This is a genomic window from Cupriavidus sp. PB-02 (assembly GCF_058252315.1).
The window spans coordinates 182,027-206,583 of record NZ_JBXPSX010000003.1 but is presented as its reverse complement, the minus strand read 5'-3'; the positions used below and the strand labels follow the sequence as shown (position 1 = coordinate 206,583).

General features: G+C 62.4%; 19 protein-coding genes and 8 pseudogenes. 13 read left to right on the top strand and 14 right to left on the bottom strand.

Going from position 1 to position 24,557, the window contains the following annotated elements; all coding sequences use genetic code 11:
- The first annotated feature begins 94 nt into the window (after positions 1 to 94).
- Entirely contained in the window at positions 95 to 340 is a 246-nt protein-coding gene (locus tag AC10V3_RS35295; RefSeq protein ID WP_041682318.1) for a helix-turn-helix domain-containing protein, read from the top strand.
- Between the two features lie 49 nt (positions 341 to 389).
- Here AC10V3_RS35295 and AC10V3_RS35290 read toward each other — a convergent pair.
- A pseudogene (locus AC10V3_RS35290) lies at positions 390 to 632 on the bottom strand (ISKra4-like element ISBte2 family transposase); the annotation flags it as partial.
- A 13-nt stretch (positions 633 to 645) separates the two neighbouring features.
- On the opposite strand from AC10V3_RS35290, the pseudogene AC10V3_RS35285 reads away from it, so the two are divergent.
- Positions 646 to 828 (top strand): annotated as a pseudogene (locus AC10V3_RS35285) (tyrosine-type recombinase/integrase); the annotation flags it as partial.
- Positions 829 to 1,117: 289 nt separating this feature from the next.
- Here AC10V3_RS35285 and AC10V3_RS35280 read toward each other — a convergent pair.
- From AC10V3_RS35280 to AC10V3_RS35270, 3 genes and pseudogenes are all read right to left on the bottom strand, one after another.
- Positions 1,118 to 2,644: an amidase family protein gene (locus AC10V3_RS35280; RefSeq protein WP_041682319.1), complete on the bottom strand. Its 1,527-nt coding sequence runs from the start codon at positions 2,642 to 2,644 to the stop codon at positions 1,118 to 1,120.
- A 32-nt stretch (positions 2,645 to 2,676) separates the two neighbouring features.
- Positions 2,677 to 3,517 (bottom strand): annotated as a pseudogene (locus AC10V3_RS35275) (Bug family tripartite tricarboxylate transporter substrate binding protein).
- Positions 3,518 to 3,703: 186 nt separating this feature from the next.
- Positions 3,704 to 4,720: a 1-aminocyclopropane-1-carboxylate deaminase gene (locus AC10V3_RS35270; protein ID WP_022540419.1), complete on the bottom strand. Its 1,017-nt coding sequence runs from the start codon at positions 4,718 to 4,720 to the stop codon at positions 3,704 to 3,706.
- A 186-nt stretch (positions 4,721 to 4,906) separates the two neighbouring features.
- Here AC10V3_RS35270 and AC10V3_RS35265 point away from each other — a divergent pair.
- A pseudogene (locus tag AC10V3_RS35265) lies at positions 4,907 to 5,447 on the top strand (Lrp/AsnC family transcriptional regulator).
- Between the two features lie 147 nt (positions 5,448 to 5,594).
- Here the strand turns inward: AC10V3_RS35265 and AC10V3_RS35260 are convergent.
- The 3 genes from AC10V3_RS35260 to AC10V3_RS35250 all read right to left on the bottom strand — a co-directional run bounded on the left by AC10V3_RS35260 (position 5,595) and on the right by AC10V3_RS35250 (position 7,983).
- The gene (locus AC10V3_RS35260) at positions 5,595 to 6,701 is read right to left on the bottom strand and encodes an alkene reductase (protein WP_022540420.1); all 1,107 of its coding nucleotides are present in this window, start codon (positions 6,699 to 6,701) and stop codon (positions 5,595 to 5,597) included.
- Positions 6,702 to 6,804: 103 nt separating this feature from the next.
- On the bottom strand, positions 6,805 to 7,551 hold the full coding sequence (locus AC10V3_RS35255; RefSeq protein WP_022540421.1) for an SDR family oxidoreductase: 747 nt from the start codon (positions 7,549 to 7,551) through the stop codon (positions 6,805 to 6,807).
- Between the two features lie 30 nt (positions 7,552 to 7,581).
- The gene (locus AC10V3_RS35250) at positions 7,582 to 7,983 is read right to left on the bottom strand and encodes a nuclear transport factor 2 family protein (protein ID WP_022540422.1); all 402 of its coding nucleotides are present in this window, start codon (positions 7,981 to 7,983) and stop codon (positions 7,582 to 7,584) included.
- A 184-nt stretch (positions 7,984 to 8,167) separates the two neighbouring features.
- Here AC10V3_RS35250 and AC10V3_RS35245 point away from each other — a divergent pair, with 184 nt between their 5' ends.
- Together AC10V3_RS35245 and AC10V3_RS35240 are read left to right on the top strand one after the other, a co-directional pair.
- On the top strand, positions 8,168 to 8,788 hold the full coding sequence (locus AC10V3_RS35245) for a TetR/AcrR family transcriptional regulator (protein ID WP_022540423.1): 621 nt from the start codon (positions 8,168 to 8,170) through the stop codon (positions 8,786 to 8,788).
- 29 nt (positions 8,789 to 8,817) lie between these two features.
- Positions 8,818 to 9,530, top strand: a pseudogene (locus tag AC10V3_RS35240) (tyrosine-type recombinase/integrase); the annotation flags it as partial.
- Positions 9,531 to 9,761: 231 nt separating this feature from the next.
- Here the strand turns inward: AC10V3_RS35240 and AC10V3_RS35235 are convergent.
- Entirely contained in the window at positions 9,762 to 13,208 is a 3,447-nt protein-coding gene (locus tag AC10V3_RS35235; protein WP_022540424.1) for an adenylate/guanylate cyclase domain-containing protein, read from the bottom strand.
- 201 nt (positions 13,209 to 13,409) lie between these two features.
- Here AC10V3_RS35235 and AC10V3_RS35230 point away from each other — a divergent pair.
- The 5 genes and pseudogenes from AC10V3_RS35230 to tnpC form a co-directional block, all read left to right on the top strand.
- Positions 13,410 to 13,919, top strand: a pseudogene (locus AC10V3_RS35230) (tyrosine-type recombinase/integrase); the annotation flags it as partial.
- 31 nt (positions 13,920 to 13,950) lie between these two features.
- Positions 13,951 to 14,427: an FAD-binding protein gene (locus AC10V3_RS35225; RefSeq protein WP_490924481.1), complete on the top strand. Its 477-nt coding sequence runs from the start codon at positions 13,951 to 13,953 to the stop codon at positions 14,425 to 14,427.
- A 240-nt stretch (positions 14,428 to 14,667) separates the two neighbouring features.
- Positions 14,668 to 15,144 (top strand): IS66-like element accessory protein TnpA, encoded by a 477-nt coding sequence (tnpA, locus tag AC10V3_RS35220; protein ID WP_490924480.1) that lies wholly within the window; start codon positions 14,668 to 14,670, stop codon positions 15,142 to 15,144.
- Complete coding sequence (tnpB, locus tag AC10V3_RS35215) at positions 15,144 to 15,497, top strand: IS66 family insertion sequence element accessory protein TnpB (RefSeq protein WP_022540428.1); 354 nt, start codon at positions 15,144 to 15,146, stop codon at positions 15,495 to 15,497. Before tnpA ends, tnpB begins: the two co-directional genes overlap by 1 nt.
- A gap of 57 nt (positions 15,498 to 15,554) precedes the next feature.
- Positions 15,555 to 16,946 (top strand): annotated as a pseudogene (gene tnpC / locus AC10V3_RS35210) (IS66 family transposase); the annotation flags it as partial.
- Positions 16,947 to 17,095: 149 nt separating this feature from the next.
- Here the strand turns inward: tnpC and AC10V3_RS35205 are convergent.
- Genes AC10V3_RS35205 through AC10V3_RS35195 form a run of 3 tightly spaced genes read right to left on the bottom strand, consistent with a single transcriptional unit; the run spans position 17,096 to position 20,291 of the window.
- The gene (locus AC10V3_RS35205; protein ID WP_349606109.1) at positions 17,096 to 18,100 is read right to left on the bottom strand and encodes a tyrosine-type recombinase/integrase; all 1,005 of its coding nucleotides are present in this window, start codon (positions 18,098 to 18,100) and stop codon (positions 17,096 to 17,098) included.
- Entirely contained in the window at positions 18,097 to 19,035 is a 939-nt protein-coding gene (locus tag AC10V3_RS35200; protein WP_490924479.1) for a tyrosine-type recombinase/integrase, read from the bottom strand. The genes AC10V3_RS35205 and AC10V3_RS35200 overlap by 4 nt, the downstream gene beginning before the upstream one ends.
- Entirely contained in the window at positions 19,032 to 20,291 is a 1,260-nt protein-coding gene (locus AC10V3_RS35195) for a tyrosine-type recombinase/integrase (RefSeq protein WP_490924478.1), read from the bottom strand. Before AC10V3_RS35195 ends, AC10V3_RS35200 begins: the two co-directional genes overlap by 4 nt.
- A 180-nt stretch (positions 20,292 to 20,471) precedes the next feature.
- Here AC10V3_RS35195 and AC10V3_RS35190 point away from each other — a divergent pair.
- Positions 20,472 to 20,675: pseudogene (locus AC10V3_RS35190) on the top strand (transposase domain-containing protein); the annotation flags it as partial.
- Positions 20,676 to 20,749: 74 nt separating this feature from the next.
- Here AC10V3_RS35190 and AC10V3_RS35185 read toward each other — a convergent pair.
- Both AC10V3_RS35185 and AC10V3_RS35180 read right to left on the bottom strand, forming a co-directional pair.
- Complete coding sequence (locus AC10V3_RS35185) at positions 20,750 to 21,013, bottom strand: hypothetical protein (protein ID WP_490924477.1); 264 nt, start codon at positions 21,011 to 21,013, stop codon at positions 20,750 to 20,752.
- Between the two features lie 334 nt (positions 21,014 to 21,347).
- On the bottom strand, positions 21,348 to 22,211 hold the full coding sequence (locus tag AC10V3_RS35180; protein WP_022540431.1) for an alpha/beta fold hydrolase: 864 nt from the start codon (positions 22,209 to 22,211) through the stop codon (positions 21,348 to 21,350).
- 237 nt (positions 22,212 to 22,448) lie between these two features.
- Between AC10V3_RS35180 and AC10V3_RS35175 the strand changes: the two genes are divergently transcribed.
- Together AC10V3_RS35175 and AC10V3_RS35170 are read left to right on the top strand one after the other, a co-directional pair.
- Entirely contained in the window at positions 22,449 to 22,613 is a 165-nt protein-coding gene (locus tag AC10V3_RS35175) for a hypothetical protein (RefSeq protein ID WP_490924476.1), read from the top strand.
- Positions 22,610 to 23,029 carry a type II toxin-antitoxin system VapC family toxin gene (locus tag AC10V3_RS35170; RefSeq protein WP_022540433.1) on the top strand — a complete coding sequence of 140 codons (420 nt, stop codon included), beginning with the start codon at positions 22,610 to 22,612 and terminating at the stop codon, positions 23,027 to 23,029. The genes AC10V3_RS35175 and AC10V3_RS35170 overlap by 4 nt, the downstream gene beginning before the upstream one ends.
- Before the next feature lie 328 nt (positions 23,030 to 23,357).
- On the opposite strand, the gene AC10V3_RS35165 is transcribed toward AC10V3_RS35170, so the two are convergent.
- Positions 23,358 to 24,503, bottom strand: a complete 1,146-nt coding sequence (locus AC10V3_RS35165; protein ID WP_022540434.1) for a porin — start codon at positions 24,501 to 24,503, stop codon at positions 23,358 to 23,360.
- Positions 24,504 to 24,557 lie beyond the last annotated feature (54 nt).

Here is a 24,557-nt window from a genome sequence, read left to right as displayed (position 1 = left end):
GTATAGGGACCGTGAGGGCCACGGCCGCAACAGGTTCGTTTTTTGGGTATCCTATCCCGTGGTATCGGATCCGTCAAATTGCGACCATTGGCGCATGGCGAGACCCTCACCGAAACACTCTGGCAATCCCGTGCTTGCATCCATTGGCAAGACGGTCCGTGCTATTCGGAAGGTCCAAGGGTTTTCCCAAGAGGAATTGGCGCTCGCGACAGATATGGACCGCTCTTACATCGGCGGCATTGAGCGGGGTGAACACAATCTGACAGTGCTCAACTTGGCTAGGATCGCGAGCGTGCTCGGCACATCTGCCGGAGAGCTGCTGACTCGGTCAGGCGTGTAAGGAAGAAGGCAAGCCAACCGCAATTGGGAAGGGCCCTCCACTGTTTCCCGGGAGCGTTAAAAACCTTGGGGTTGTAGCTCCGAGGTAAGGCCCAATTGCTCCAAGAACTCAATTGTTTCCCTTGTCAAGGGTTCCGTTGGTGGCTCATACCTTGAAAGTCTAAAAGTCTCTCGACGTGGTCACCGCTGATCACGCCACATCGTAACTGGGCGAGCAAATCGACACCGTTCTGCGACCAGCGCATTTGTTGACGCTTGCCCATACGCTGGTTCAGTACTTGATTGACCGCAGACCCGGAAGTGCCGACATGCCGGGAAAGGCTGCACGCGGCGCGCTGCCGGTGGGTGCTGACGGTGCTCTACCTGGGCGGCTTGCGTGCCTCCGAATTGACGGCCACCACCATGGGCGCGTTGCTCTGCCGCCGCGATGCCCTGGGGATCGAGCGCTGGTGGCTGGAGGTGACCGGCAAGGGCAACCACGAACGCCTATCTGCACAGCGAAGAGGATGCGCGACACGAGGCCACGCAGGAGCGGCACCGGATCGGCTGGACCAGTAAGTCGTAGGCGCGCTAGGGAGTCAGGTCGCAGTTCATCACCACGATGTAGGATATTGTAGAAAGCTCGACCAAGATCGCCGACAGCATCACAACGATCGAAAGCTTCGGTGGACTCGGCGAGTGTCGCGGAGTTATCGGCGTTCTGTTTGACCGTATCGCTGAGTCGCTTAAAGGCGTAAACGTGGGCCAGGCGACCGATCCATTGCCTGGCGCTCTGGCCCTACACGGCCGTTGCCGCTCGGCCTTGCCTCACTTTCGCCCCGATCAAAGGCGGTGCGGTCACGATAGACGTTAGCGCAGGCACGGCCGGCTCGAGCATGGCCAGGTCCGGCAGCGGTCGGCGCAGCGTGGGAATGCCAGCGAATGCCTGCTCCATCGCGTAGGAAATGCCGAGCGTCTCGCGATCCTTGCGGAAGCCGCCTACGATCTGCAGGCCGAACGGCATGCCCGCATGGTCTCGGCCGCACGGCAGCGACAGCGCCGGATGCGTGGTCAGCGTGACCACATAGGTCAGCGACAGCCAGCGGTAGTAGTTCTCCTGCTTCACGCCGTTGATCGATTCTGCATAGAGCGACGTCCACGGGAACGGCGACAGAGGCGTGGTCGGCGACAGGATCACGTCGTAGTCGCGATACAGTTTCTGGAAGCGCTGCAGGATGCGCGTCTGTTCGGCCTGGGCCCAGGCGCTGTCCACCAGCGACATGCGCGCGCCCATTTCGTAGTTGGCGCGCGTATTGGGGCCGAGCTTCGACGGATCGCGTTCATAGGCATCGCGCATGCCGGCAACGAAGCTCTCCGCGCGCAGCACGTCGAAGCAGCGGTGCGTATCGCCAAGATCGATGTCGATGGCATCGCAGCTGCGGAACAGGTGGCGCATTGCGGCGATCTTCTCGCGGAACGTGCGCCGGATGCCGTCGTCGACATCGCAGCAGCCGAAGTCCTCCGTATAAGCCACGCGCAGGCTGCCCAGGTCCACCGGCATCGGCGTCAGGAACGACAGCGGGTCCAGCGGGTACGTCAGCGGGTCGCCGGCCGAGACACCGGCCGATGCGGCAAGCTGCAGGCAGGCATCGGCAACCGTACGGCCCATCGGGCCAACTACCGAGATCGGCGTCCAGCCCAGGGGCTTGCGCGAACTCGGCACCACGCCTGGTGACGGGCGGAATCCCACAACGCCGCACTTGGCCGCGGGAATGCGCAGCGAACCGCCAGTATCCGATCCGGTACACACGGGCAACAGATCGGCCGCAAGCGCGGCGGCGGAGCCGCCCGACGATCCACCCGCATTGAGATTCGGGTTGAACGGATTGCCCGTGGCGCCCCAGACATCGTTGCGCGAATTGGCGCCTGCGCCCATCTCGGGGATATTGGTCTTGCCCGTGACAATGGCGCCGGCGGCGCGCAGGCGCGCCACCAGTACATTGTCTTCGTCCGGCACGTTGTCGCGATACAGCGGCGATCCGTATGTGGTCAGTAGACCGGTCGTGGCCTCGAGGTCTTTCACGCCCAATGGCAGGCCGTGCAACAGCCCGAGCGGCTGACCATCGAGCACCGCGCGTTCGGCGGCACGCGCTTCCTCGCGCGCGCGATCGAAACACGTAGCCGTGACCGCGTTCAGGAACGGATTCACCTGTTCGATCTGTGCGATGCACGCATCGAGTAGTTCAACCGGAGAGATTTCCTTGCTCCCGATCATGCGCCGCAGCTCGGTGGCCGGGCGCGCTACCAGCTTCCTTTGTTCTTCCATGCCGCTGTCTCCAGGTAAGACGATGGAAACCATTAATTCGCCGTGATGCTCGCACGCTGTGCGGTGGCGCGCATCAGCGGCAGTTCCTTGCTGATCATGGCGCTGACCTGCCCCGGGCCCGCGTAGTTCGGCTCCAGCCCGTTAGCCAGCAGCTTTTGCTGGACCTCGTGGTCTTTCATCGCCTGCGCTACCGCTTTTTCCAGCCGGGCCTTGACGTCGGCCGGCAAGCCGCGCGGCGCCGCGATGGCTACCCACGAGTCGGCGTCGAAGCCGGGATAGCCAGCTTCCGCGACAGTGGGCACGTCAGGCAGCAGCGTGGCGCGGCGGGCGCCCGTGACCGCGATCGGCTTGATCTTGCCGCTGCGGATATGGGGCAACCGACGCGGCGACCGTATCGACCGAGAACGGAATCTGCCCGCCGATCAGGTCGGCCACAGCCGGCGCACTGCCCTTGTACGGGATGTGCTGCAGCTTCATGCCCGTGGCGCCCAGCAGCATCTCGCCTGCGAAATGCCCGGTGGTGCCGGTACCGAAAGACCCATAGACATACTTGCCCGGCGCAGCGTTGACCGCTGCAACCATCTGCGGCAGCGTATCCACCGGCACCGCCTTGTTCGCCAGCACAATCAGCGGTACGCGCGCCACCAGCCCGACGGGCTCGAAGCTCTTCACGGGGTCATACGGCAGGCTCGCGTTGATGGCCGGATTGACGGTGAATGTCGAGCCCGAACTGATAAGCAGCGTGTAGCCATCGGCCGCGGCCTTGGCCACGTAGCCGGCACCTACGATGGTGCCGGCACCGGCGCGGTTCTCGATCACCACCGGCTGGCCCAGCGCATCGCCGAGGCTCTTGCCGACGAGCCGGCCGATCATGTCGACCGCCCCGCCGGCCGGGAACGGCACCACGAGCGTGACGGGCCGGACCGGATACGCCGATGCCGCGTGGGCCCCGACGGCGGCAACCGCCAGCGCTGGCAGCGCCAGCGCCCGGGCCGCCACGAAGGCTCGGCGCAGGGACGAATGTAGAGTGGGATTCATCGCAGCACCTCCGTGCGTCGGTCAGCCGTTGCGGAACAGGAAGCTGTAGGCGTTCAGCGCCGGTGCGCCGCCGAGATGGGCATACAGCACGCGCGAGCCTTCGGGGAATTCGCCGCGCCGGACCATGTCGATCATGCCCTGCATCGATTTCCCCTCGTAGACCGGGTCGGTCATCATGCCTTCGTACTTGGCGCTCAGGCGGATGGCCTCGAGCGTGCCTTCGGACGGCAGGCCATATTCGGGGCCGCCATAGCGCTCGTCGAGCACCACGTCGGCGTCGACGATGTCGCGGCCCAGCTCCACCAGCCCCGCCGTGTGCTTGGCGATGCGCAGGATCTGCGCGCGGGTCTGGGCGGGCTTGGCGGAGGCATCGATGCCGATCACGCGATCAGCCCGGCCGTCGGCGGCAAACCCCACCACCATGCCCGCCTGCGTGCTGCCCGTGACCGAGCATACGACGATGTAGTCGAACTTGAAGCCCAGTTCGGCCTCCTGCGCGCGCACTTCCTCGGCAAAGCCGACGAAGCCCAGGCCGCCCAGCGGATGCTCCGAGCAGCCGGCCGGGATCGGATACGGCTTGCCACCCTCCTTGTGCACGCTCTCCATGGCCTCTTCCCAGCTCTTGCGGATGCCGATGTCGAAGCCGTCAGCCACCAGGCGCACGTCGGCGCCCATCATCCGGGACATCTGGATGTTGCCGACCCGGTCATAGACCGCATCGGAGTAATTGACCCAGTTTTCCTGGACGAGCACGCACTTGAGTCCCAGGTGCGCGGCCACGGCGGCCACCTGGCGCGTCTGGTTCGACTGGATGCCGCCGATCGAGACCAGCGTGTCGCAGCCTTGCGCGAGCGCGTCCGGGATCAGGTATTCGAGCTTGCGGGTCTTGTTGCCACCGAAGGCCAGGCCACTGTTGCAGTCCTCACGCTTGGCGTACAGCTCGACTTTGCCGCCAAGGTGGGCAGAGAGGCGCTTTAGCGGCTGGATGGGCGTGGGGCCGAATGTCAGGGGGTAACGCGCGAAACGCTTGAGATTCATGGTGGCAACTCCAGGGTTAGGGTGTTATCCCGTCATCGGTGTGCCTCTCAGCAAGGCCAAACGATGCGGCGACGGACTCTATCCTAGGAAAAAAGCCACGAAACGTGCTTGCAAAGAAGCGTGCTTTTGAACACTATTAATAAGTCTCCAAAAATGAAAGCCGTCTAAAATTCTTTCGTAGACCAAATGAAAGAAATAAAATTTCGCACCAAATCCGCCCGCGATGCACCAGTTCAGGCCGCGTCGCAAACGCTGCCATCCACACCCCATGTGGAATCGCTCGATCGCGCCGACAAGGCGATCCTGCGAGCCCTGCAGCAGGACGCATCGATCTCCAACGTGGCCTTGGCCGCAAAGGTCAACCTGAGCCCGCCCGCCTGTCTGCGGCGCGTGGAACGGCTCAAGGAATTGGGGCTGATCCGCGGCATCGTGGCGCTGCTCAACCCCTCAGCGCTGGATGCGGGAATGCTTGTGATGATCGGCGTGGTGCTGGATCGCTCCACGCCAGAATCCTTCGCGCTGTTCGAGTCTGCCGCGCAAAAGGTATCCGGCTGCATGGAGTGCCATGTCGTGACCGGCGAATTCGATTACTTCATGCTGGTGCGCACAAGAGATAGCGAGAGCTTCAACCGCCTCCACGCGGAATAATTGCTCTACCTGCCGGGTGTCAGGCAGATTGTTCATGGTGCTCAAGCAGGTGCTATCGACGACGCAGTTTCCAATCTGATGGACTTGCCGCAGCGGAGTGGCAAGTCAACGACATGTCGGTAGTCCCGCTGGCACGACCCGAGCCCGTGGTCGAAATCAAGGTCACCGCAGCCACGCGCCACGCGTAAGCCTCGCGCGTGAGCGCGAGGCCTTCCGCAACGACTGATCAAGCGGCAACGCGTTGGTCGTAGAACGGATAGTCGACATAGCCGATGTCCGTACCGCCGAAGAACGTCTCACGATCGTACGGATTCAGCGGCGCCTTGCGGCGCAGTCGTTCGGGCAGGTCAGGGTTCGAGATAAAGTCGCGGCCAAATGCAACCAGGTTGGCGTCGCCTGCCGCGATGATCGCTTCCGCGGTGTCGCCCTTGAAACCGCCTGCAGCGATGATCGTGCCGGGGTAAACCGAGCGGATCAGCTTCGCGGCCACAGGGTTCGGGTCCCTGGTGTCGTCCTCGACATTGCCCCGCACGCGCGGTTCGATCAGATGCAGGTAGGCGAGATCGAGCTTGCCCAGCTCAGTGGCAACGTAGGTGAACAGGCCTTCCGGATTGCTGTCGGCCATGTCCCCGAACGAACCGCTCGGGCCCAGGCGCACCGCAACCTTGTCGCTTCCCCAGACAGAAATCACCGCGCGTGTGGCTTCAAGCAGGAAGCGCGCGCGGTTCTCGAACGAACCTCCGTAGCTGTCCGTGCGCTTGTTGCTGCCGTCCTGCAGGAACTGGTCGAACAGGTAGCCATTGGCAGCGTGCAGTTCGACGCCGTCGAATCCGGCTGCAAGGCCACGTTCGGCGGCACGGCGGAAGCTCTCAACCAGTTCCGCGATTTCCTGGGTCTCCAGTGCGCGATTCGGCGTGTTGGCAACCCAGCCCGCCTTCGTATATGCCACACCGCCGTGGGCAATCGCCGACGGGCCTACCGGCTGGCTGCCCTCTGGCTGAACTTCCGAATTCGACTGGCGACCGGCGTGGTACAGCTGCAGGAAAATCCTGCCGCCCCTTGCATGCACGGCATCGGTGACCAGACGCCAGCCCGCGATCTGACTGTCGTCATAAAGCCCGGGTGCGCCAAGGTAGCCATTGCCATTGGGCGCAGCGATGGTGGCTTCACTGATCAGCAGCGCACCAGGCGAGGTGCGCTGTGCGTAGTACTCGGCCATCAGCGGGCCGGGGATCGCACCTTCACCGGCACGCATGCGTGTCAGCGGCGCCAGCACAACACGGTGCATGAACTCGTAGGCGCCAACCTTGATCGGTGTGAACAACGTGGACATCAATAACTCCTGCTTATGATTGAATTGACGTGCGCACCATGGAGTGCGCGACAAGGACAAGGTACGAAAGGATGGGATCGCCCGACTCCGGGCGATCCCGTGATCAACCGGCAGCCATCGAGTCGTTGAACTCGTTGACCCCGGCGTGCTCGTTTGGTCCCGGATTGGCGCGCATGTCCACGGCCGGACCCACCAGGATCTCGTTGGCGTCCGTGCCCAGTTGCTCGATCGCGCCCGCGATGAATGTTTCGAGAGGCATCGCGCGCTCCTCCTCGCTGCTGTTCAACAGCTCGGTGCGGACCCATGGTGGCGCGATCTCGAAGACGGAGACCTTGCTGTCGCGAAGCAGAAAGCGCTGGGACAGCGTGTATGAGTGCAAGGCCGCCTTGGTCGCGCTGTACACGGCCGTGATGGCCAGGGGCACGAAGCCAAGTACCGAGCTGACATTGGCCACGACGGCGCCTTCCCGCGTCTTCAGGTGCTCGATCAGCGCCGAGGTCATGCGGATCGGCCCGAGCAGATTGGTCTCGACGGTGGAGGTCAGCAGCTCGTCGTCGACCGGGCCGGCAGCGCCATCCGGCAACATGATGCCCGCGTTGTTGATCAGCACATTGAGCCCGGGATGCTCGGCAATCAGCCTGGCGGCGACCTTCTGGATATCCGCCGGATCGGTGATGTCGAGCGCTTCCGCCTGCATGCCGGGATTAGCATCGATCGTCGCTTGCAAACGCTCCGCGCGGCGGCCGGAGATGATGACCTGGTTGCCAAGCTTGTGCAGCGCTTCGGCAAGACCGCGGCCGATGCCAGAACCGCCGCCCGTGATGAATATGGTGTTACCGGTGAGTTTCATGATGACCCCGATGGAAACAAGGGGGTGGAATCAGCGCGGAAAGCTGTTACCGAACATGGGCAGGCCGCTCTGCGAATCGGCCTCGGTGGCCTCGTCCTGCAGCACGTCCCAGTGCTCGGCGAGCACGCCGTCCGCAATGCGCAGGATGTCGGCAGCGATCCATGCCGCGGGACGCCCATGGCCTGAAAAGCGCCCGTGCACGATCACGTAATCGCCATCCGCCACGATCACGCCGGGCTCATAGCGCAAGGTCGGCGGCAGCGTCTTGATGAGGTTGAACAGGCCGTCGCGCCCCGGTGCGATATGCGCGCTGTGCTGGAGGTAGTCAGGCGACCAGAAGCGCTCGGCGGCGGCGTAGTCGCGTTGATTGAAGAGCGTGTCGAACGCTTCGAGCACGAGGGTTTTGTTCGCGGCTTCGGTGGGGGTGGTCAAGTTGATGCTCTGGACGGGTGACTTCCGATGTACTTGCCTGGCTTCTGCGAGATGGGCGCGGCCAAATCACGATGGTGATTGACATTGAGTTTTGGCGATCGGCGCCGGAAAGTCAAGGTCGATCACCATCGTGTTTGCGGGGGGCAGCTATAATTGCACTGTCAACGGCTGGGAGGAGTGAGCGATGGGCGTCTCAAAGCAGCAGGCGGAAGAGAATCGGAAGGCCATCCTTGCCGCCTCGGAAAAGCTGTTCCGCGAGCACGGAATCGATGGTGTCGGGCTGAGTGCACTAATGAAGGCCGCCGGCTTTACCCAGGGTGGCTTCTATAACCATTTCGAATCGAAGGAGGCGCTCGCCGCTGAAGTCGTGGCCACCGCGATGGACAAGGTCAACCACGACCTGAAGGAAGCCATCGCGGCGCCGATTGCACCGGGTGGCAACCGCATGAAGCGGCAGGTCGACTATTACCTGTCCGGCGTGCACTGCAGCGATATCGAGCAAGGCTGCGCCGTGGCCGGCCTCACGGCGGACGTGCGGCGGCTTGGCAATGCGGCGCAGTCGCACTTCGCAAGCGGCCTGGAGGTGATGATCGAAACCCTGACAGCGCTGGTTGCGCAACAGCGCCCCGATGCCGACCAGGATGAGGCACGCCGCGCGGCAATTGCGTTCTACAACCAAATGGTGGGGGCGCTCATGCTGTCCCGGGCGATAGCCGGCGCCGATCGCCGGCTGGCGGAAGAAATCCTGGACGCGAGCCGCAAGATGCTGATCAGTAATTTCGCGCTGGACGAGGGGCCGGCGTGAAGTGTAGGCCCAGTTTTACACTTCACGCCAGGCGCACGCCCGCGAAAGTGCGCATCACCCGGTATCTGAGCCACGACCTGTGGGAGACGGTCAAGGACGCCGTCGCGGCATGCCGGCGGAGGCGGCCCGGGAATGGCTGCACGCGGCGCGCTGCCGGTGGGTGCTGACCGTGCTCTATCTGGGCGGCTTGCGGGCGTCGGAGTTGACGGCCACCACGATGGGCGCGTTCCTCTGCCGACGGGATGTCCAGGGCATCGAGCGCTGGAGGCTGGAGGTGACCGGCAAGGGCAACAAGACCCGGCTGTTGCCGGCGACCGACGAACTGATTGCCGAACTGGCGCGCTACCGCCACGCCCACGAATTGCCGCCTACCCCGCAGTTCGGGGAGACGCGTCCCCTGGTGCTGCCAGTGATTGGCAGCGAGGGTCGCGAGAAGCCGCTGTCACGCGGCGCGCTGCACCTGATCCTGAAAGAGGTGTTCGGCATGGCCGCGGCGCGCCTGCGGGGGCGCGGGCCGGAATGGGAGGCGCAAGCCGCGGTGCTGGCGAGCGCCTCGGCGCACTGGCTGCGCCACACCGCCGGCTCGCACATGACCGACCGACAGGTCGACCTGCGCTTTGTGCGCGACAACTTTGGGCACAGCTCGCTGTCGACGACAAGCGGCTATCTGCATAGCGAGGAGGATGCGCGCCACGAGGCCACCCAGGCGCGGCATCGGATCGGCTGGACCAGCAAGCCGTAGGCGCGCGGAGCATGCCAATCCATGGCCTTTGCACCCGGATATGAGCCGCACCTGCGGCTCAGCGCAGGATACGCGGTTGCTAAAATCGCTCCACGCGATCCACCACTAAATACAATGGGCTTCGAACAACTTGCGGCTCCTAGATCTCGCACACTCTCCTTCACGGTCGACGATTCGCCGAGGCGGGAGGCGACCATTCGATCGACACTTTACGCCAAGCAAGCGCACCTCCTACGACAACGACGCCAACAACTCTTCTGCCTGACGCGCATCCACGGTATCTGCCCCGTCCGTGAATGCTGCCCGGATCTCGAGGAGTAATTGCCGCGCAGCGGCATCCTTGCCTTGGCGTAGCCATAGCCGCACGAGGCTCAGCACGCATTGCAACTCGATAGACTTGGCTTCGTGGCGACGTGCGAGCGCAATGGCCGTCTGGAACCGCGCCTCGGCATTCTCGTCTACGGCGGACGCGGCCGAAGTGCCCGCATTCTGGCCAGGCAACTGCAGCATCAATTCGCCTTGTAGGCGAATCAGCGTCGCTTCATCGAAGCGCTCTTCCGTCTTGCCCACTAGCGCCAGCGCGTCATCCAGGACGCGAAGCGCGGCTTCAGGCTGCTCTGCCCTGCCATAGGCGTCGGCGAGTAGTCCCAAGAGGGATGGTCGTCCCAATGCGGCACCGGTCGCTTCATGTGCGCCAAGTCCTTGGTGGATATGTGCGATGCCCTCCGCGTGGCTGCCTTGCCTGGCCAGTGCCCAACCCCTCAGGATCGTTGCCCATGCCAAGTACATTGAGAACCCCTGCTCGCTCGATAGTTGGAGCGCGGCATTGGCGAACTCCAGCGTCGCTTCAGGCTCGCCGCGTCGCTGATGCAGTTCGGCCGCAAAGATCAGGGCTAGCGCAAGGCCGAACGGGTCGGACGCATTTCTGGCCATCTCCAGTGCCTCTTCGCTTCTGGACAGCGACTGATCGGGCAAGCCCAGATACCAGAGGACCCAGCTCAGGCTGCTACGCATATGAACCGCGGGATTTCGCACATAGCGCAGCAGATGCCCGTAAGACTGTCGCTCAGGGCGGTGCAAGGTCAGCGCCTGCTCCATGTGGGTACGGGCCTGCCGGAACTCGCCCAGGCGGAATACAGTAGAGCCAAGCACGCGGTGCGCCTCTGCAAGCTGTTCCGGATCCTGTGCATCCTGCGCGAGTCCGAGCAGCCGCTCGGCCAGCGTCTGCGCCGTCTCGAGTTCGGAGCGCAACAGATAGAACGACCACAAGCCGAGCTGTGCAGAGAAGAGCTGCGAGGTTTCCCCGCCTTGCTCGCTGAGGACTAGGGCCCGGGTATAGTTCGCTTGCACCTCCGGTGAACCATAGCCTCGCACGGCCATCCAGGCCGGACCAAGGGTCAGCCGCAACGTGAGTTCCTCGCGACTGCGTTCGGGGGTATCAGGCTGGTTTTTCAGGAGATTGAGGGCGGCGCTGAGATGTGTAATAGCCTCGGACTGGGCGGAGCGCTGCAGCGCCTGCTTTCCCGCCAGTTGCAGGTACTCGACCGCCTTCGGCACATTGCCGCTCTGACTGTAGTGGTGCGCCAGCTCGCTGCAATATTCGCTCAGCCTGTCGGGAAACAGCGCCTCAATAGCTTGGGCGGTACGCTCATGTAAAAAGCTTCGCTGTTCCGAGAGCAAGGAGTTGCTCGCTACCTCTTGGGTCAGCGCATGCTTGAACGCGTACTCCACCTCAGGGAAGGTGGGGCGCTCATAGATAAAATCGCCGATCTGTAGGTCAGCCAGCAGCGGGTGAAGCGATGCTTCAGACTGGCCCGTGACATGCCGGATCAAACTGGACGGGAACTCCGCGCCGATGACCGCCAGCGTCTGCAGCAGTTCCTTCTGTGGCAGCGGCAGCCGGTCAATACGCGCCGCCAACACGCCTTGCACGGTCGTCGGAATATGGAGTGCCAACGGCGCGTTCTCGACCCTGTAGTTTCCGGGCGGGCCGAGCAGCGCGTTTTCCTCGGCCAGGGTATGGACAACTTCCTCCATGAAGAACGGGTTCCCCTCGGTCTTTGACAGGATCAGCTGCTTCAGTGGCGCAAGGGACGGGTCTGCGCCCAGCAGTGCAGTAAGCAAGCCCTGCGCCTCCGTCTGGCCCAGCGGTTCCAGATGCAACTGGGTGTAGAAGGTGTGTTGAGCCCAGTCATGCCGGTACTCGGGGCGGTAGTTGACCAGCAGCAGGATCTTGGCGCGCGGCACCTCGGCGATGAGCACATTCAGGAAAGCTTCCGTCTCGCTATCCAGCCATTGGAGATCCTCGAATAGGACCATGAGCGGCTGGTTCTGGCTCTCGCGCACCAGCAAGCGCGCGATCGCCTCGAAGGTGCGCTGACGCCGGATGGCCGGATCCATCGTCGGCAATGCCGAGCCCGGCTCAACGATACCCAGCAGGTAGAGCAAGTAAGGCAGTTGATCCTCCAGGGCGCGGTCCAGAATTAGGAGTCTGCCAGTGGCCTTCTCGCGATAGCGGCGCTCGTCATCCTGTGCCGTAATCTGGAAATAGTTGCGCAGCAAGTCGATTAGCGGCAAGTAAGGAAACGCCTTGCCATGCGACACCGAGAAGGTCTCGAGCACCATGCAGCCTTGCTGCGCGCGTGCCTTGAATTCATGGAACAGGCGCGACTTGCCCACGCCCGCCTCGCCCACCACGCCGACGATTTGCCCCTGTCCCGCCCGGGCCAGTTCGAGCGCCTCGCCCAGGCGCTTCAGTTCGGCCTCGCGACCGACAAACCGGGCCAGGCCACGTTGCGCGCCCACCTGCAGCCGCGTGCGCAAGGCGCCCAGCCCGAGCACCTCATACACGGCCAGCGGCTCGCGCAGGCCCTTGATCTGTGTGCGCCCCAAGGCCTTGAACTCGAAATACCCCTCGGCCAGTTTGTGGGTCGATTCGCTCACGAGGATCGATGACGGGGTCGCGACCCCTTCCATCCGCGCGGCGATATGGATTGTGTGGCCGACCGGGTCGTAGTCCGTGCGCAAGTCATCCTTGCGGATCGAGCGCACCACCACTTCGCCGGTATGGACGCCAACCCGGATCTGTAGCGGGATGCCCTGCTCCAACCGGATCTTGTCGCTATGGTGGCGCATGGCCTGCTGCATGCGCAGCGCCGCAAACAGCGCCCGCAGCGCATGGTCCTCGTGGGCGATTGGCGCGCCAAACAGGGCGAGGATTCCGTCGCCGAGGGATTTGGCCACGTATCCCTCATAGTGATGCACGGCTTCCATCATCAGCGCCACGACCGGATCGATCAGGCTGCGGGCTTCCTCAGGGTCCAGGTCTTGGATCAATGCCGTCGAGCCGGCCATGTCCGCGAACAGGGCGGTGATGGTCTTGCGCTCGCCACCAGCCTCCCCGCCCTTCGCCTCCATGGCGGCCTGCTCGGCGCGGATCCGTTCGGCCAGATGGGGCGGTGTGTAGAGAATCGGTGCCGGCAAAGGCGACACCGTGGGCGACAGGCGCGGGGAGGCTGCCGCCGTGTCCGCCAGCAGCGCGCCGCACGCGCCGCAGAATTTTTCAGTGGGACTGGATGCGTGGCCGCATTGCGAGCAGATTAGCGCAAGCCTTTGCCCGCACTCCTGGCAGAACTTGGCTGCCGAGGGGTTCTCGAACTGACAATTTGTGCAGCGCATCTCGTCTCCCAACTGCCTGTGCCTGCCACGCAGCCATTACAGGCGCATTCCCGGCGGTTGGCAAGGCGGCGGGCAGCCGAAACTGCCCTCTAAGAAGATCATCACCGATTGGGGCGAATACGACACCCAGGATAGACAATACCCGCTGAATTGGCCGACGGTTCGAGCATCCCCTGGTGGCACATTCGCTTCGCTCTATGGCAACCGGCTGAGCGCTGGGTGCTGGCCGGGGACAAGAAGCTCGGACTGGCGCCCGTTTGCCGGGCCGCGCCGCTGTCACCCGGCAGCGTCCGCCAGGCGCTCGTGATCCTGAATGCATTGTTCGCCGGGTTGACGAGGCGGGCTACCTGGCCGGCAACCCGCTCGCCCGCCGCCGGCGCGCCCCCACCCAAGCGCGCATCACCCGCTATCTGAGCCACGACCTGTGGGAGACGGTCAAAGACACCGTCGCGGCAATGCCGACCGAGACGGCCCGGGAACGCCTGCATGCGGCCCGCTGCCGCTGGGTGCTGACGGTGCTCTATCTGGGCGGCTTGCGCGCCGCCGAATGGACGGCCACCACCATGGGCGCGTTTTTCTGCCGGCGCGATGCCGAAGGATCGAGCGTTGGTGGCTGGAGGTGACCGGCAAGGGCAACAAGACCCGACTGGTGCCGGCGACCGACGAACTGATTGCCGAACTGGCGCGCTCCGCCGCGCCCACGCGTTGCCCCTGGCTCGACGCCTTTGCGATCGTCGATGACTTGATCTGGAATGAGCGCGGCACTTACAACCTGCTGCCCCCGAATCCAAGGCTGGAACAGAACGGCGGCACGGTGTATCGCGCTGACACGCTCGAGGAGTTGGCCACCAAAGCGGGATTGGACCCTGCGGGCTTCGTGGCCCAGGTACAGGCGTACAACGCCGCGGTAAAGGCCGGCACGCTGTCGGACCTGGTGCCGGCGCGCTCGACGCACAAGTTCCGCGCCTATCCGATCGAGAAGCGGCCGTTCTACGTATTTCCAGCCGTGGCGGGCATCACCTACACGATGGGCGGCATTGCCATCGATGCCGACGCGCGCGTGCTCAAGCCCGATGGCGACGTCTTCCCTGGACTGTACGCGGTGGGCTGCGCAACCGGTGGACTCGAAGGGGGCCCCAACAAGGGCTACGTCGGCGGTCTGGTCAAGTCCAGCGTCAAAGGCCTGCGCGCGGCCGAAGCTATTCTGGCCTCTGCGTAGCCTGAAGCGGCGAAGCCGGTCCCGTCGGACCGGCCTTATTTGCGCTTGCACAAGGCGATACGTATTTCCGGAATCCGTTAAAAAGCCTTGGACGCCGGCGTGGGTCGGACCGTCCCGGGCTTTTTAACGGCTTACCTCAACACAAGCTGATCGAACGTAAGCGCGAAATTAAGCGCACCTGACTTTTGCGGCTGAGAGTGGGCAGGCTTGCGTCCGCAACCACTATTTGCGGACGCAAGCATGATCGAAGCCGAATGTGAAGTTCCGCCGCTGAGAGTGATCCGTGTTCGCTCCAACGGGAAGCGCGACTTTGACGCCAGGGATAAGCGCCAACTGGTCGAGGCGTGTCTACGGCCAGGGGTATCGGTAGCTGGGATGGCACTTAGGGTCGGCATCAATACGAACCAGTTGCGCAAGTGGATTCGGCTGCACCAAGTGGCAACTGAAGCCGCTGCGGCCGACAGTGCGGAGCCTGCATTGCCCGCGTTCGTACCGGTCGTCGAGGTTAGCGGCGCAACGCGCGTTCCGGAATCGCCGGTGGCGCTGGAATGTCTGCCGGCCCAAGCGCCTGCTTGCACCCAACCATCGCCGCGTCCATCTCTGACGCCTGCTGTACTCACGGCGCGGTTGCCCAACGGCGTGACGGTCGAACTCAAATGCGGCGGGCAGGACGTTGCCCTGGTGAAGGCGATGATCGAAGCGTTGGGAGCGCGTTGATGTTCCGGCTCGACGCTGACCTGCGGGTCTACCTGCACCGCAACGCGGTGGATTTCCGCCTCGGGATCAATGGGTTGGTTGCCCTGGTCGAGCAGTCGATGCAGCTTGATCCGTTTGCCAGCGCCGTCTACGCCTTTCATAACCGTCGGCGCAACCGCATCAAACTGTTACTGTGGGACCGAAACGGGTTCTGGATGCTTTTGAAGCGATTGGAGGAAGACCGTTTTGTGTGGCCGCGGCGTGAGCACGCGGTGATCGAGCTCACGACCGAGCAGCTGCACTGGCTACTGGACGGTATCGACGTGGACGCCGTGAAGCGGCACCCGTCGCGCAAATATCAGCACACGGCTTGACGGTCGTTCGGTGTGACGTATACCCGATTGAGCGGTGGCTGCACTATCGTGTTCAGCATGAACGAACACGACCTCTCGCAATTGCCGCCGGCCGCCCAGGCCTATATCCGCGAACTCGAAGCGCGGGCAGCTGCCAACGCTCAGCACATTGCAGAGTTGAACGATCGCATCAAGCTCCTTGAGGAACAGTTCCGGCTTGCGCAATCCAAACGCTTCGCGCCAAGCAGCGAGAAGATCAAGGACCGCGTGTTCGACGAAGCCGAACAAATGGCCGCTGCGGAGCCGGCCAACGACGATGAGGATGAAGCGCTCGCGCCGCCGGACACGGGGCTGCCAGAGCCCGATAAGCCCGCAGGCCGCAAACGTGGCCGCAAGCCGCTGCCGGCGGAGTTGCCGCGCCAGCGCATCGAGTATGACCTGACCGAAGACCAGAAGATCTGCCCGTGCTGCCAGGGCTCGATGCACCGCTTGGGCGAGGAAGTCAGCGAGCAGTTGCACATCGAAGCAAAGGTCTCCGTACTGCAGCACGTCCGCTTCAAATACGCGTGTCGGCACTGCGAGCGCAATGCCGAACGCACGCCGGTGGTGACCGCGCCGATGCCAGCGCAACCACTGCCGGGCAGCAACGCAAGCCCGGCAATGCTGGCGACGGTGACCATCGGCAAGTACGTTGACGGCACGCCGCTGTATCGCATGGAAGATGCGCTCGGGCGCGCTGGCATTGAAGTTGGCCGTGGCACGCTGGCCAACTGGATCATCCGGCCTGCCGAGTTGCATTACAGCCGGCTGTATGAGGCGCTGCGCCGCACGCTGCTATCGCAGCCACTGATCCATGCGGACGAGACAACGGTGCAGGTGCTCAAGGAGCAGGGCAAGGCCGCGCAGAGCAAATCATATATGTGGGTCTACCGCAGCGCGGAGGACTGCGGGGAACCCGTGGTGCTGTTCGATTACCAGCCAGGGCGCGGACAGGAGTACCCGCAGGCGTTTCTCGCCGGCTACGAGGGCATGCTGATGACCGACGGCTACAGCGCGTGGCGCACGCTTGAGGGCGTGACCCACTTCGGCTGCCTGGCGCATGCGAGACGCGCGTTTGTCGATGCGCTCAAGGGGCAGAAGAAGCTTGGCGGGCACGCCGCGCAGGCGCTCGAATACTTCAAGGCCCTCTACCAGGTCGAGGCGCTCGCCAAGGCTGAGTTGCCCGAAGGACAATCGCGCGCTGACTACACGTATCGGCTGCGCCAGCAGCATAGCGTACCGCTCCTGACGGCGTTCAAGGCGTGGCTGGACGAGCAGGCCCCGCGGGTGTTGCCAGAGAGCCTGCTGGGCAAGGCGATCGTCTACACGCGGAACCAGTGGGAATACTTGAGCCGCTATGTTGTCGATGGGCGTGCGCCCGTGGACAACAACGTCATCGAACGAGACGTTAGGCCGTTTGCAACCGCGAGAAGCTATCGCTACTTTAAAATTATGGAAGGTACGTCATGGCCCAGTCTCATAGACATCTCAGGATCGACGTCGCCGCCATTCGCTCGCTGGACGACGACATCGATTTGGAGGCGTGAGCTGCAGCACACCCAGCTGCGAACAATCCATAATCATAGAGTCTGCAGAAAGCGAAGGACGTCATCCTTGGGCCGATATCGAAGCGGCTTGCGTGACGGCGCCTGCAGAGCCTTCAATGCTCGTTCCTTCATTTGTAGGTCGGCCTCAACATAACGATGTGTTGTGACGGGGCTTTCGTGCCCCAGCCACAGCGCGATGACGGTAATGTCAACTCCGGATTGCAGCATATGCATGGCAACCGAATGGCGGATAGTGTGCGGAGAAACTCGACGATGCGCAAGTTCCGGAAACTGTTGCGATGCCCGATGAACTGCGAGCTTTAACCGTTCGGTGAAGCCGATGCGCGTGAGCGAAGCGCCGGATCGGCCAGGAAACAATGACTCCTCAGGCGCGCGTGGATATTGCCGCAGCCAGCGTCTGAGCTCTTTGGCGGTATCGGGCCACAGCGGGACTGAGCGATCCTTGCGCCCTTTACCGTGGATACGCACCCACGATGTGGACCCTAGCACGAGATCGGAGACGCGCATTTCGGTGAGTTCCGAAACGCGGGCGCCCGTGTTGTAGAGCGTTTCCAACATGACGTGATCGCGCTGTCCGGTCCATGTGTCGGTATCAGGAGCGGCGAGGATGGCCTCGATATGCTCGCGCGACAGAAATCCGATGAGTGGCTGCTCAAACCGCTTCGTGGGGATTGCCCGTACAGCCTGTGTCAATGCGAGGGCTGACGGTTCCTCGAATGAAACGTACTCCATGAAGGACCGGATGGCGGCGAACCTCGCGTTCCGGCTGCGGATGGAATTGTGCCGGCCATGTTCGAGATACCCGAGGAAATCGAGGATGAACGGGGCATTCAGGTCTTCGATCGCGATATCGCTGGGGCGTTTGTGCAAGTGCTGATGGGCAAAGGCCAGCAGCAGCCGGAAGCTGTCACGGTAGGCCTCCACCGTGCGAGGGCTTGCGTGCCGCTGCTGAACGAGACGTTGCGTAAAGAACTTCTGCAGCAGGACTGGAAACGACTGCACAGCTGACTTGCTCATGGCGAACCTCCACGGCAGCGCACAAAGCGGCGGGCTGCGATTGCTAGCAGCTCGGGCGTGGCTGTCTCATACCAATACGTGTCCGTGACCTTGGCGTGCCCAAGATAAGTCGACAGGGAAAGAATGCTACGGTCGACGTCCAGCCCGCGGGCGTACCAGTCCTGCAATCGGTGGCAGACGAACGAATGTCGAAGATCATGTAGCCGGGGAGCAGGATGGTCGCCGCGAGCGTGCCACTTCAAGGCCGCGCAAAGTACCTTGAAGGCGTACTCGACGCTTCTGGTAGAAGCGGGTCGACCGTAGTCGAACACAAAGAATGCGCTGGTGTTGCCAGCGAAGGGATCGTGGTCGCGCTTCCTGACATAGCGCCGCAGAGCTTCAGCCGTAGTGAGGTGTATCGGCACCCAGCGCGATTTGCCATGCTTGGCGCATCGGATATGGAGCAGTCGTTGCTCAAGATCGACGTCCAAACGGGTCAAGCCCGTCGCTTCCGAAATGCGAAGGCCTGTAGCTGCGATTAATCCAAAGATCGTCTTGCAGCTCGCACCACGAAGGCCGCCGGGCGGATATAGGTCATCGCAGGCGGCTAACAGATCCAAAACCTCTTCGTCTGTGAAAATATGCGGCGTCAGCCGACGATGGGAATCTCCGAAGAGCCATCGCGGCGGAATCTCGGCCGCGGGATCGAACTGCCGGCAGTAAGCGGCAAAGGGCCGGAGTACCTCGATCCGGCGTGCAGCCGTCAGCTGCCGCCCACTGCTGGTGGCCCACTGAACGGCAAGTTGGACCGTCAGCGTGCCATGGTGGCCGGCCTGTTCCGCAAAGCGTGCAAGCTGTCTGAGCTGCGCGCCTTCTGCTTTAAGCGCAAAGCCGGCCCGACGACGAACCGCTAGGTAATCGTCGATCCAGGTTGAGAAGGAGGTGTGAGTGCTCATGAGCGCCTCCCTGGCCATGGGAGAGCCACGCGCCGGAGCGAGGGAAGATCGACCTTTGCGTATATCGTCGTCGTGTCGAGGCTACGGTGGCGTAGCATGTCGGCGATCTCTTTGAATGGAGCCCCACCTTGTGCCATCCGACATGCCATGGTGTGCCGGAAAATATGCGTGCCGCGCACACGCTGCTGCAGACCGCAGCGTTCGGCCGCATAGCGAATCGCGTTCCGAACGATGTCCGGACCGGCCGCAGCATTGAGTGGCGGTCGATGGCGAACGAAGACCTCTCGCCGTGTGGTCTGGGGACGTCCGCACTGAAGATACTTTGCGATCGCCCGGCCGGTCAACCGTGGAAGAGGTACGACATCAACCCGATTGCCCTTGCCGTGAATCCTCAACATTCCACCCCGCCAATCGATGTCATCCAGGCGCAGCTGTGCTACTTCCGTGCGTCGCAGGCCCAGGTCCAACAGACAGCGCATGATTGCGTAGTCGCGTAGACCAGTAGCACTGTCGCGATCGAATGCGTTGAGCAACTGCCTGATCTCCGCCGGCGAGAGCATCTCAGGCAGCCTGGCGAGACGCCACACGGCGACCCGCGGCAGTGCCGCGATGAGAGCCGTGGTTGGGATTCCGCTACTGGCCTTAAACAAGAAGTAGCTGCGCAGTGAGATGCCGAGGCTCTTGACCGCGCCGGGTACAAGGCCGCTCGTTCGGCGCATGACAAAATGAACTACATTAGCCGGAGTGAGCTTCGAAATGCGCACTGCGCTCTTGCCGAATCGATCGACAAGAAATTCCAGTACGTGCCGCCGCCGAATGGTGCACGTACTATCGGAAAGTCCTCGAACTTCAACCAAGTGATGATTAAACTCGTCCAGTTCCTTTGTGATTGCTTGGGGAATGCCTGGCGTCTGTCGTGATGTCGTTTGGCCGAGCATGGCAAAAAAGTGCTTCAGTGCCGCATGGACGTCAGCTCTCGTGCGACGGCATCGTGGAGCGCATCGGCAATGAGGCAGATGCCCGTCGAGAAACCGGTTGATCACCGCCTCGTCCATCTCGCGAAGAACGACGCCTCGCAGCGAGTTCCAGTGAACGAAGTGGGCAACACTCCTGAAATAACACTCCACAGTCTCCCGAGCATAACCACGCTCGGTCAGGTAGTGAACGTACGCATCTGCGTGCGCTCCCAACGCAGCCTTGGCAAACCACCTCTCGCTGAGCAGATGGCCAGGTTTGATACGCGAGTATGTGGGCATGGCAACTCTCCTCGAAAACACGAACAGCACGAGGAAAGTACTGCAAATTATGGAAGGTTGCTCAGTTCCCCACGGAGCTAGCGGAACCTGGAAATGGCTGCTGTTTGCTATCGTCAGCGGCGCTGAGCTTCCATAATTTCAAAGTAGCGATAGCTTCTATTATGAAAGTGCTTCCATAAGAGAAGGTCCTGGCTGTTCAGCGACACGGTCGCCGGCGCGAAGGCCAGCGCGATGGTCTATAGCCTGATGCTCACGTGCCGGGCCTGCGGCGTTGAGCCGTACGCCTATCTGCTGCACGTACTAACCGAATTGCCGCAGCGCGCCCCGGACGCGGACGTCATCGACCTGCTGCCGTTCAGCTTCGTCGCAGCGTCTGCCGCCTGAACGACGACCGACCGCACCCGAGGCGCCGATCGGCCATATGGGAGCACTCGCCCGTTACCCGGTAACTGGCAAGCCTACCGGCTCGCCTTGAAATAGTGATCCCATTGCTCCGAATCCGGATCGAGCCGACGCACGATGGCGTCGTCGGCTCGCGCGATCAGCCGCTCCAGCATCTCTCGCTTCGTTACGGCGTAACGGCGTGCCAGCCGCGCGAGCGCGAGATCCGCTTCGCTACCACTTACCCACATGTCCAGCCGACGTTCTCCGTTGCCGTCCTTGCCCGCCGTCGCGCGCCTTGCCCGATAGGCCGCCTGCCGCTGAGCTGTCGTCTGCGCCATCCCATCCACCCGTACCCGCGCCCGACGCGGGGTGCGTGAGGGTGCCATGCCGCACGGAATTGCACCGGCCAGCGGTGGTCTTGGCCCAGCCAGCCTTGTTCGATCGTAAGCGCTAAATTCAGCGCACCTTGTTGAGTCGAACCGTTTCCCGGTAACGTATGCAAGACGGGAACGCGTTACCGGGTAACCATGACGATGGGAGTGCAGGGAACGAAGGCTGTGATCTGGATTTTCCCTCCAGACGCAGTTTGGCGAGAGTTCTGGTGAGCCGCAGATTTCTTAAGGGCAGCAACCGGGGCCGAGAGATCCGCGAACTCTGCGAGACAAGGCCCCTCTAGCTAGCCAACTCGGCAACCGCCCGATTGAACGCGCCTGGGTTGGCAATATTCATGCCGTGAGAGGCTCCGGCAATTGTCTGACGCTTAGCTTGCACGATCCATTCTTGTAGCTTCTCGACCGTGCTACGGAACATGCGCGGACTCTTTTGCCCATCGATCAGCAACGTTCGACACTGGATTTCACCGGCAGCTTCGCGTGTATAGGCGGGCAACGGGTCACGCAGCTGCTTCGGCAGTGTGAGCGCATTATCGAGCGCCATCCTGCGGAAGCTCTGGGAACTCTTGCTCCAAAAACCAGGCATGGTTACCGAGTCTACAAACAGATTCAGACCGGCATCAAATTCGCCTTGCTCAATCAGTGCAGCGGCCTTCTCTCTCAACGCATGGGTGGCCGGCGGCAATTTGCCGGCCTCTGCTTGCGGCGTTGCCTGAAGTGGGCCGCCTGGATCAGCGAGCGTGAGCGTGTTCACCAAGTGAGGGTATTCACACGCCAGATGAAACGCAATGCAACCGCCACGCGAGTGGCCGACCAGATGGACCGGCCCCAGACCTAGCGCGTCGATGAACTCCGCAATCTCCGCGACGTGCGCCTCCCAACTGAAGTCGCCGCGTCCGAACGCACTGGTTTGCGGCCAATAGTGGCCCAGGCTCGGAGCGAAGCAGTGGAAGTTCTTCGACAGAGAAGCGAGCTGCGGCTCCCAATAGCGGTAGTCGCACAGCGACCCGTGCACGAATACCATTGGCTCGCCGCTCCCAGCTTCCACATATGGAACGGAGGTGCCGGAGGCAGTGGAAACAATAGAAGGTTGTGGCCAGGCACCGGCAAGAGCCAGCGTAGTCAGGGGCGCTCGTGCATTCATGTTTAACTCCTTGCCCAGACTTTGCTGCACCGCACTCAAAAAGAAAATCGAATAATATTGATGGAATCTTTCAGATTTTCTGATAGCTCTACATGTCGCGGGGGCACACAGTCTCATGCAAGTGCGCGTCGCCCTCTTTTTTCACAAACTCGCTCAACGAGATTTTCCCCTTGGATCGGCCAGCGACCTGTGTCATGGCCCCTGGCAGAAACCGTTTCGGGCTTGTTAACGGCTTCCATGGAAGAGGAGGTGCGCGAGATTTTGCGGCGCGCGCTCAGCAAACCGTCTGGCCGTGGCGGCCTGGGCAGCCGTTTGCAACAGCGCTTTGCCACGCTGGCCGATCCGGGGCTGGATCTGCCCTCGCGCGCCGAGCGACCGCGGTCCGCGGATTTGCCCGAATGATCGTGCTCGACACCAAAGTCTTGTCGGAGTTGATGCGGGGCCAGCCTGAGCCGGCCGTCGTCGACTGGCTCGATCGACAGGCACAGGATTCCCTGGTCATCACCGCCGTGACGGTTGCCGAGCTGTTGTATGGCATTGCCCGTCTGCCCGACGGGCGCCGCAAAACCGGGTTACAGGAAGCCGCGCTACAGATGCTCGACCAGGAATTCGAGGACCGGGTGCTGCCTTTCGACGAGGATGCCGCCGTGCACTACGCCGCGTTAGTGGCCCAGCGCGAACGCGCGGGCTGCCCGATTAGCATGGCGGACGCGCAGATTGCAGCCATCTGTCGGCACCACGCCGCCGCTCTGGCCACGCGCAACACAAAGGACTTCGAAGGGGTCGGCATCGTGTTGGCCAATCCCTGGCTGGATTGATACCCGCTGCCTTTGACAGGTATGGCGTTGTCACGCTGGCGAACCCCTCGGATCTGACATGGCGGGACAACGCGGGCCAAGGCTCATATGTTTCGGATCGGCCGGGAAGCGCTGCTGATTCGCAAATCCCAACATTGCCGAACTTGCGCGGCGGCAAAATTATGCTATTGCCACCGTTTCGCCGTTGTCCCACGCCCGCCGGCACGCAGATCGCTGCAGTCGACGATGTCAAGAACCGAGTCGCTCGGGCGCATAGGCGACCAGCCCGCGAAATTGGAAGTAAGAGGAGGGGCTGCCCCCTCTCCGGGGCGCCTTCGTGCATGTGCACTCAGAAGAAGTGGCGAATCGCTGCTCTGATAAGGAGTTGATTCCGATTCGAGGAGACATTGGCCGCCCCGGGGACAAATGCAACGTCAAGCACCGAGCCGGTGGAATCCCCGGCGACGCGTTGGTAGAGGGTCTGAATATAGACATCAGTCCTCTTGGAAAAAGCATAGTCAGCCATCATCCCGAACGAGTGGTAGACAGGATGCTGTTTTCCGGCCGTGGAGTCGAAGCGACCGCGCGTGTAGGTGTACATGGCACCAAGCCAGAATGCTGAGGTGAACTTGTACTTCCCGTTGACCTCGAAGTTCTGGAACCGGAGAGATGACAGCGTACCGGTTGGCGGCACAATCGGCCCTACGTAGCCTGAACTCTGCGGATCATTAACGTTGGTGTTCGAGTAAGTGAATCCCACATCCACCGGACCTGCTTCGTAAATGACCCCCGCGCCGAAGATTCGCAGCTTGCTGCCCAGGAGGTTCTGGTCACCACTGTTGTTGATGGCGCCATACGACGTCGACGATGGATTGTCGGCCTGCAGGTAGGCCGTCGAAACTAGGACGCTACCGGCCTTGTACTGCGCGCCGAAGCTGAACTGCCGATTCTTCGCAAAGTTCGTATCGTCGCTGAAGCTGTACGTCCCGCCAAACTTGAAGCCGCCCAGAGCGGGACTCGCATACTTCACGGTGTTGTTGACGCGGAAAGTGTTGATCAGGTTGTCATTGTCGTACGGGTGAGCAAACGCATATCCCCCCCATGTTCCCCCGACCGACGTCTGCGCCAGGAAATCAACCACCGCGTCATACTGGCGGCCCATCGTAAGCGAGCCCACTGCTTGGTCCGAGAGACCAATATACGCCTGACGTCCGAACAACAGACCGCCTTGAAACGCCCGGCCCGTATCCACGTCGAAGCCGTTCTCCAGCTGGAACAAGGCCTTGACGCCGCCGCCGAGGTCCTCCGTACCCTTCAGCCCCCAACGACTACCGTGCGGAAAACCACTCGCCATCTCGACTTGCCGGTGCCCGCCAACATTGTTGGTGTAGTTGATGCCCTCATCAAGCACGCCATACAGCGTCACCGTGCTCTGTGCAGATGCGGTACCGGACATCGCCACGAGAGCAGCCACCAGCGATAAACGAACTTTCATGTCTCTCTCCTGAATCCTTGTCGCGCTCGACCGTGGCAAGAAGGCGAGCGCGTG

Bases quoted from the DNA above. Each gene is read 5' to 3' on its own strand.
- AC10V3_RS35295 (WP_041682318.1), top strand. From the start codon at position 95: ATGGCGAGACCCTCACCGAAACACTCTGGCAATCCCGTGCTTGCATCC.
- AC10V3_RS35280 (WP_041682319.1), bottom strand. From the start codon at position 2,644: ATGGAAGAACAAAGGAAGCTGGTAGCGCGCCCGGCCACCGAGCTGCGG.
- AC10V3_RS35270 (WP_022540419.1), bottom strand. From the start codon at position 4,720: ATGAATCTCAAGCGTTTCGCGCGTTACCCCCTGACATTCGGCCCCACG.
- AC10V3_RS35260 (WP_022540420.1), bottom strand. From the start codon at position 6,701: ATGTCCACGTTGTTCACACCGATCAAGGTTGGCGCCTACGAGTTCATG.
- AC10V3_RS35255 (WP_022540421.1), bottom strand. From the start codon at position 7,551: ATGAAACTCACCGGTAACACCATATTCATCACGGGCGGCGGTTCTGGC.
- AC10V3_RS35245 (WP_022540423.1), top strand. From the start codon at position 8,168: ATGGGCGTCTCAAAGCAGCAGGCGGAAGAGAATCGGAAGGCCATCCTT.
- AC10V3_RS35235 (WP_022540424.1), bottom strand. From the start codon at position 13,208: ATGCGCTGCACAAATTGTCAGTTCGAGAACCCCTCGGCAGCCAAGTTC.
- tnpA (WP_490924480.1), top strand. From the start codon at position 14,668: ATGATCGAAGCCGAATGTGAAGTTCCGCCGCTGAGAGTGATCCGTGTT.
- tnpB (WP_022540428.1), top strand. From the start codon at position 15,144: ATGTTCCGGCTCGACGCTGACCTGCGGGTCTACCTGCACCGCAACGCG.
- AC10V3_RS35205 (WP_349606109.1), bottom strand. From the start codon at position 18,100: ATGAGCAAGTCAGCTGTGCAGTCGTTTCCAGTCCTGCTGCAGAAGTTC.
- AC10V3_RS35200 (WP_490924479.1), bottom strand. From the start codon at position 19,035: ATGAGCACTCACACCTCCTTCTCAACCTGGATCGACGATTACCTAGCG.
- AC10V3_RS35195 (WP_490924478.1), bottom strand. From the start codon at position 20,291: ATGCCCACATACTCGCGTATCAAACCTGGCCATCTGCTCAGCGAGAGG.
- AC10V3_RS35185 (WP_490924477.1), bottom strand. From the start codon at position 21,013: ATGGCGCAGACGACAGCTCAGCGGCAGGCGGCCTATCGGGCAAGGCGC.
- AC10V3_RS35180 (WP_022540431.1), bottom strand. From the start codon at position 22,211: ATGAATGCACGAGCGCCCCTGACTACGCTGGCTCTTGCCGGTGCCTGG.
- AC10V3_RS35175 (WP_490924476.1), top strand. From the start codon at position 22,449: ATGGAAGAGGAGGTGCGCGAGATTTTGCGGCGCGCGCTCAGCAAACCG.
- AC10V3_RS35170 (WP_022540433.1), top strand. From the start codon at position 22,610: ATGATCGTGCTCGACACCAAAGTCTTGTCGGAGTTGATGCGGGGCCAG.
- AC10V3_RS35165 (WP_022540434.1), bottom strand. From the start codon at position 24,503: ATGAAAGTTCGTTTATCGCTGGTGGCTGCTCTCGTGGCGATGTCCGGT.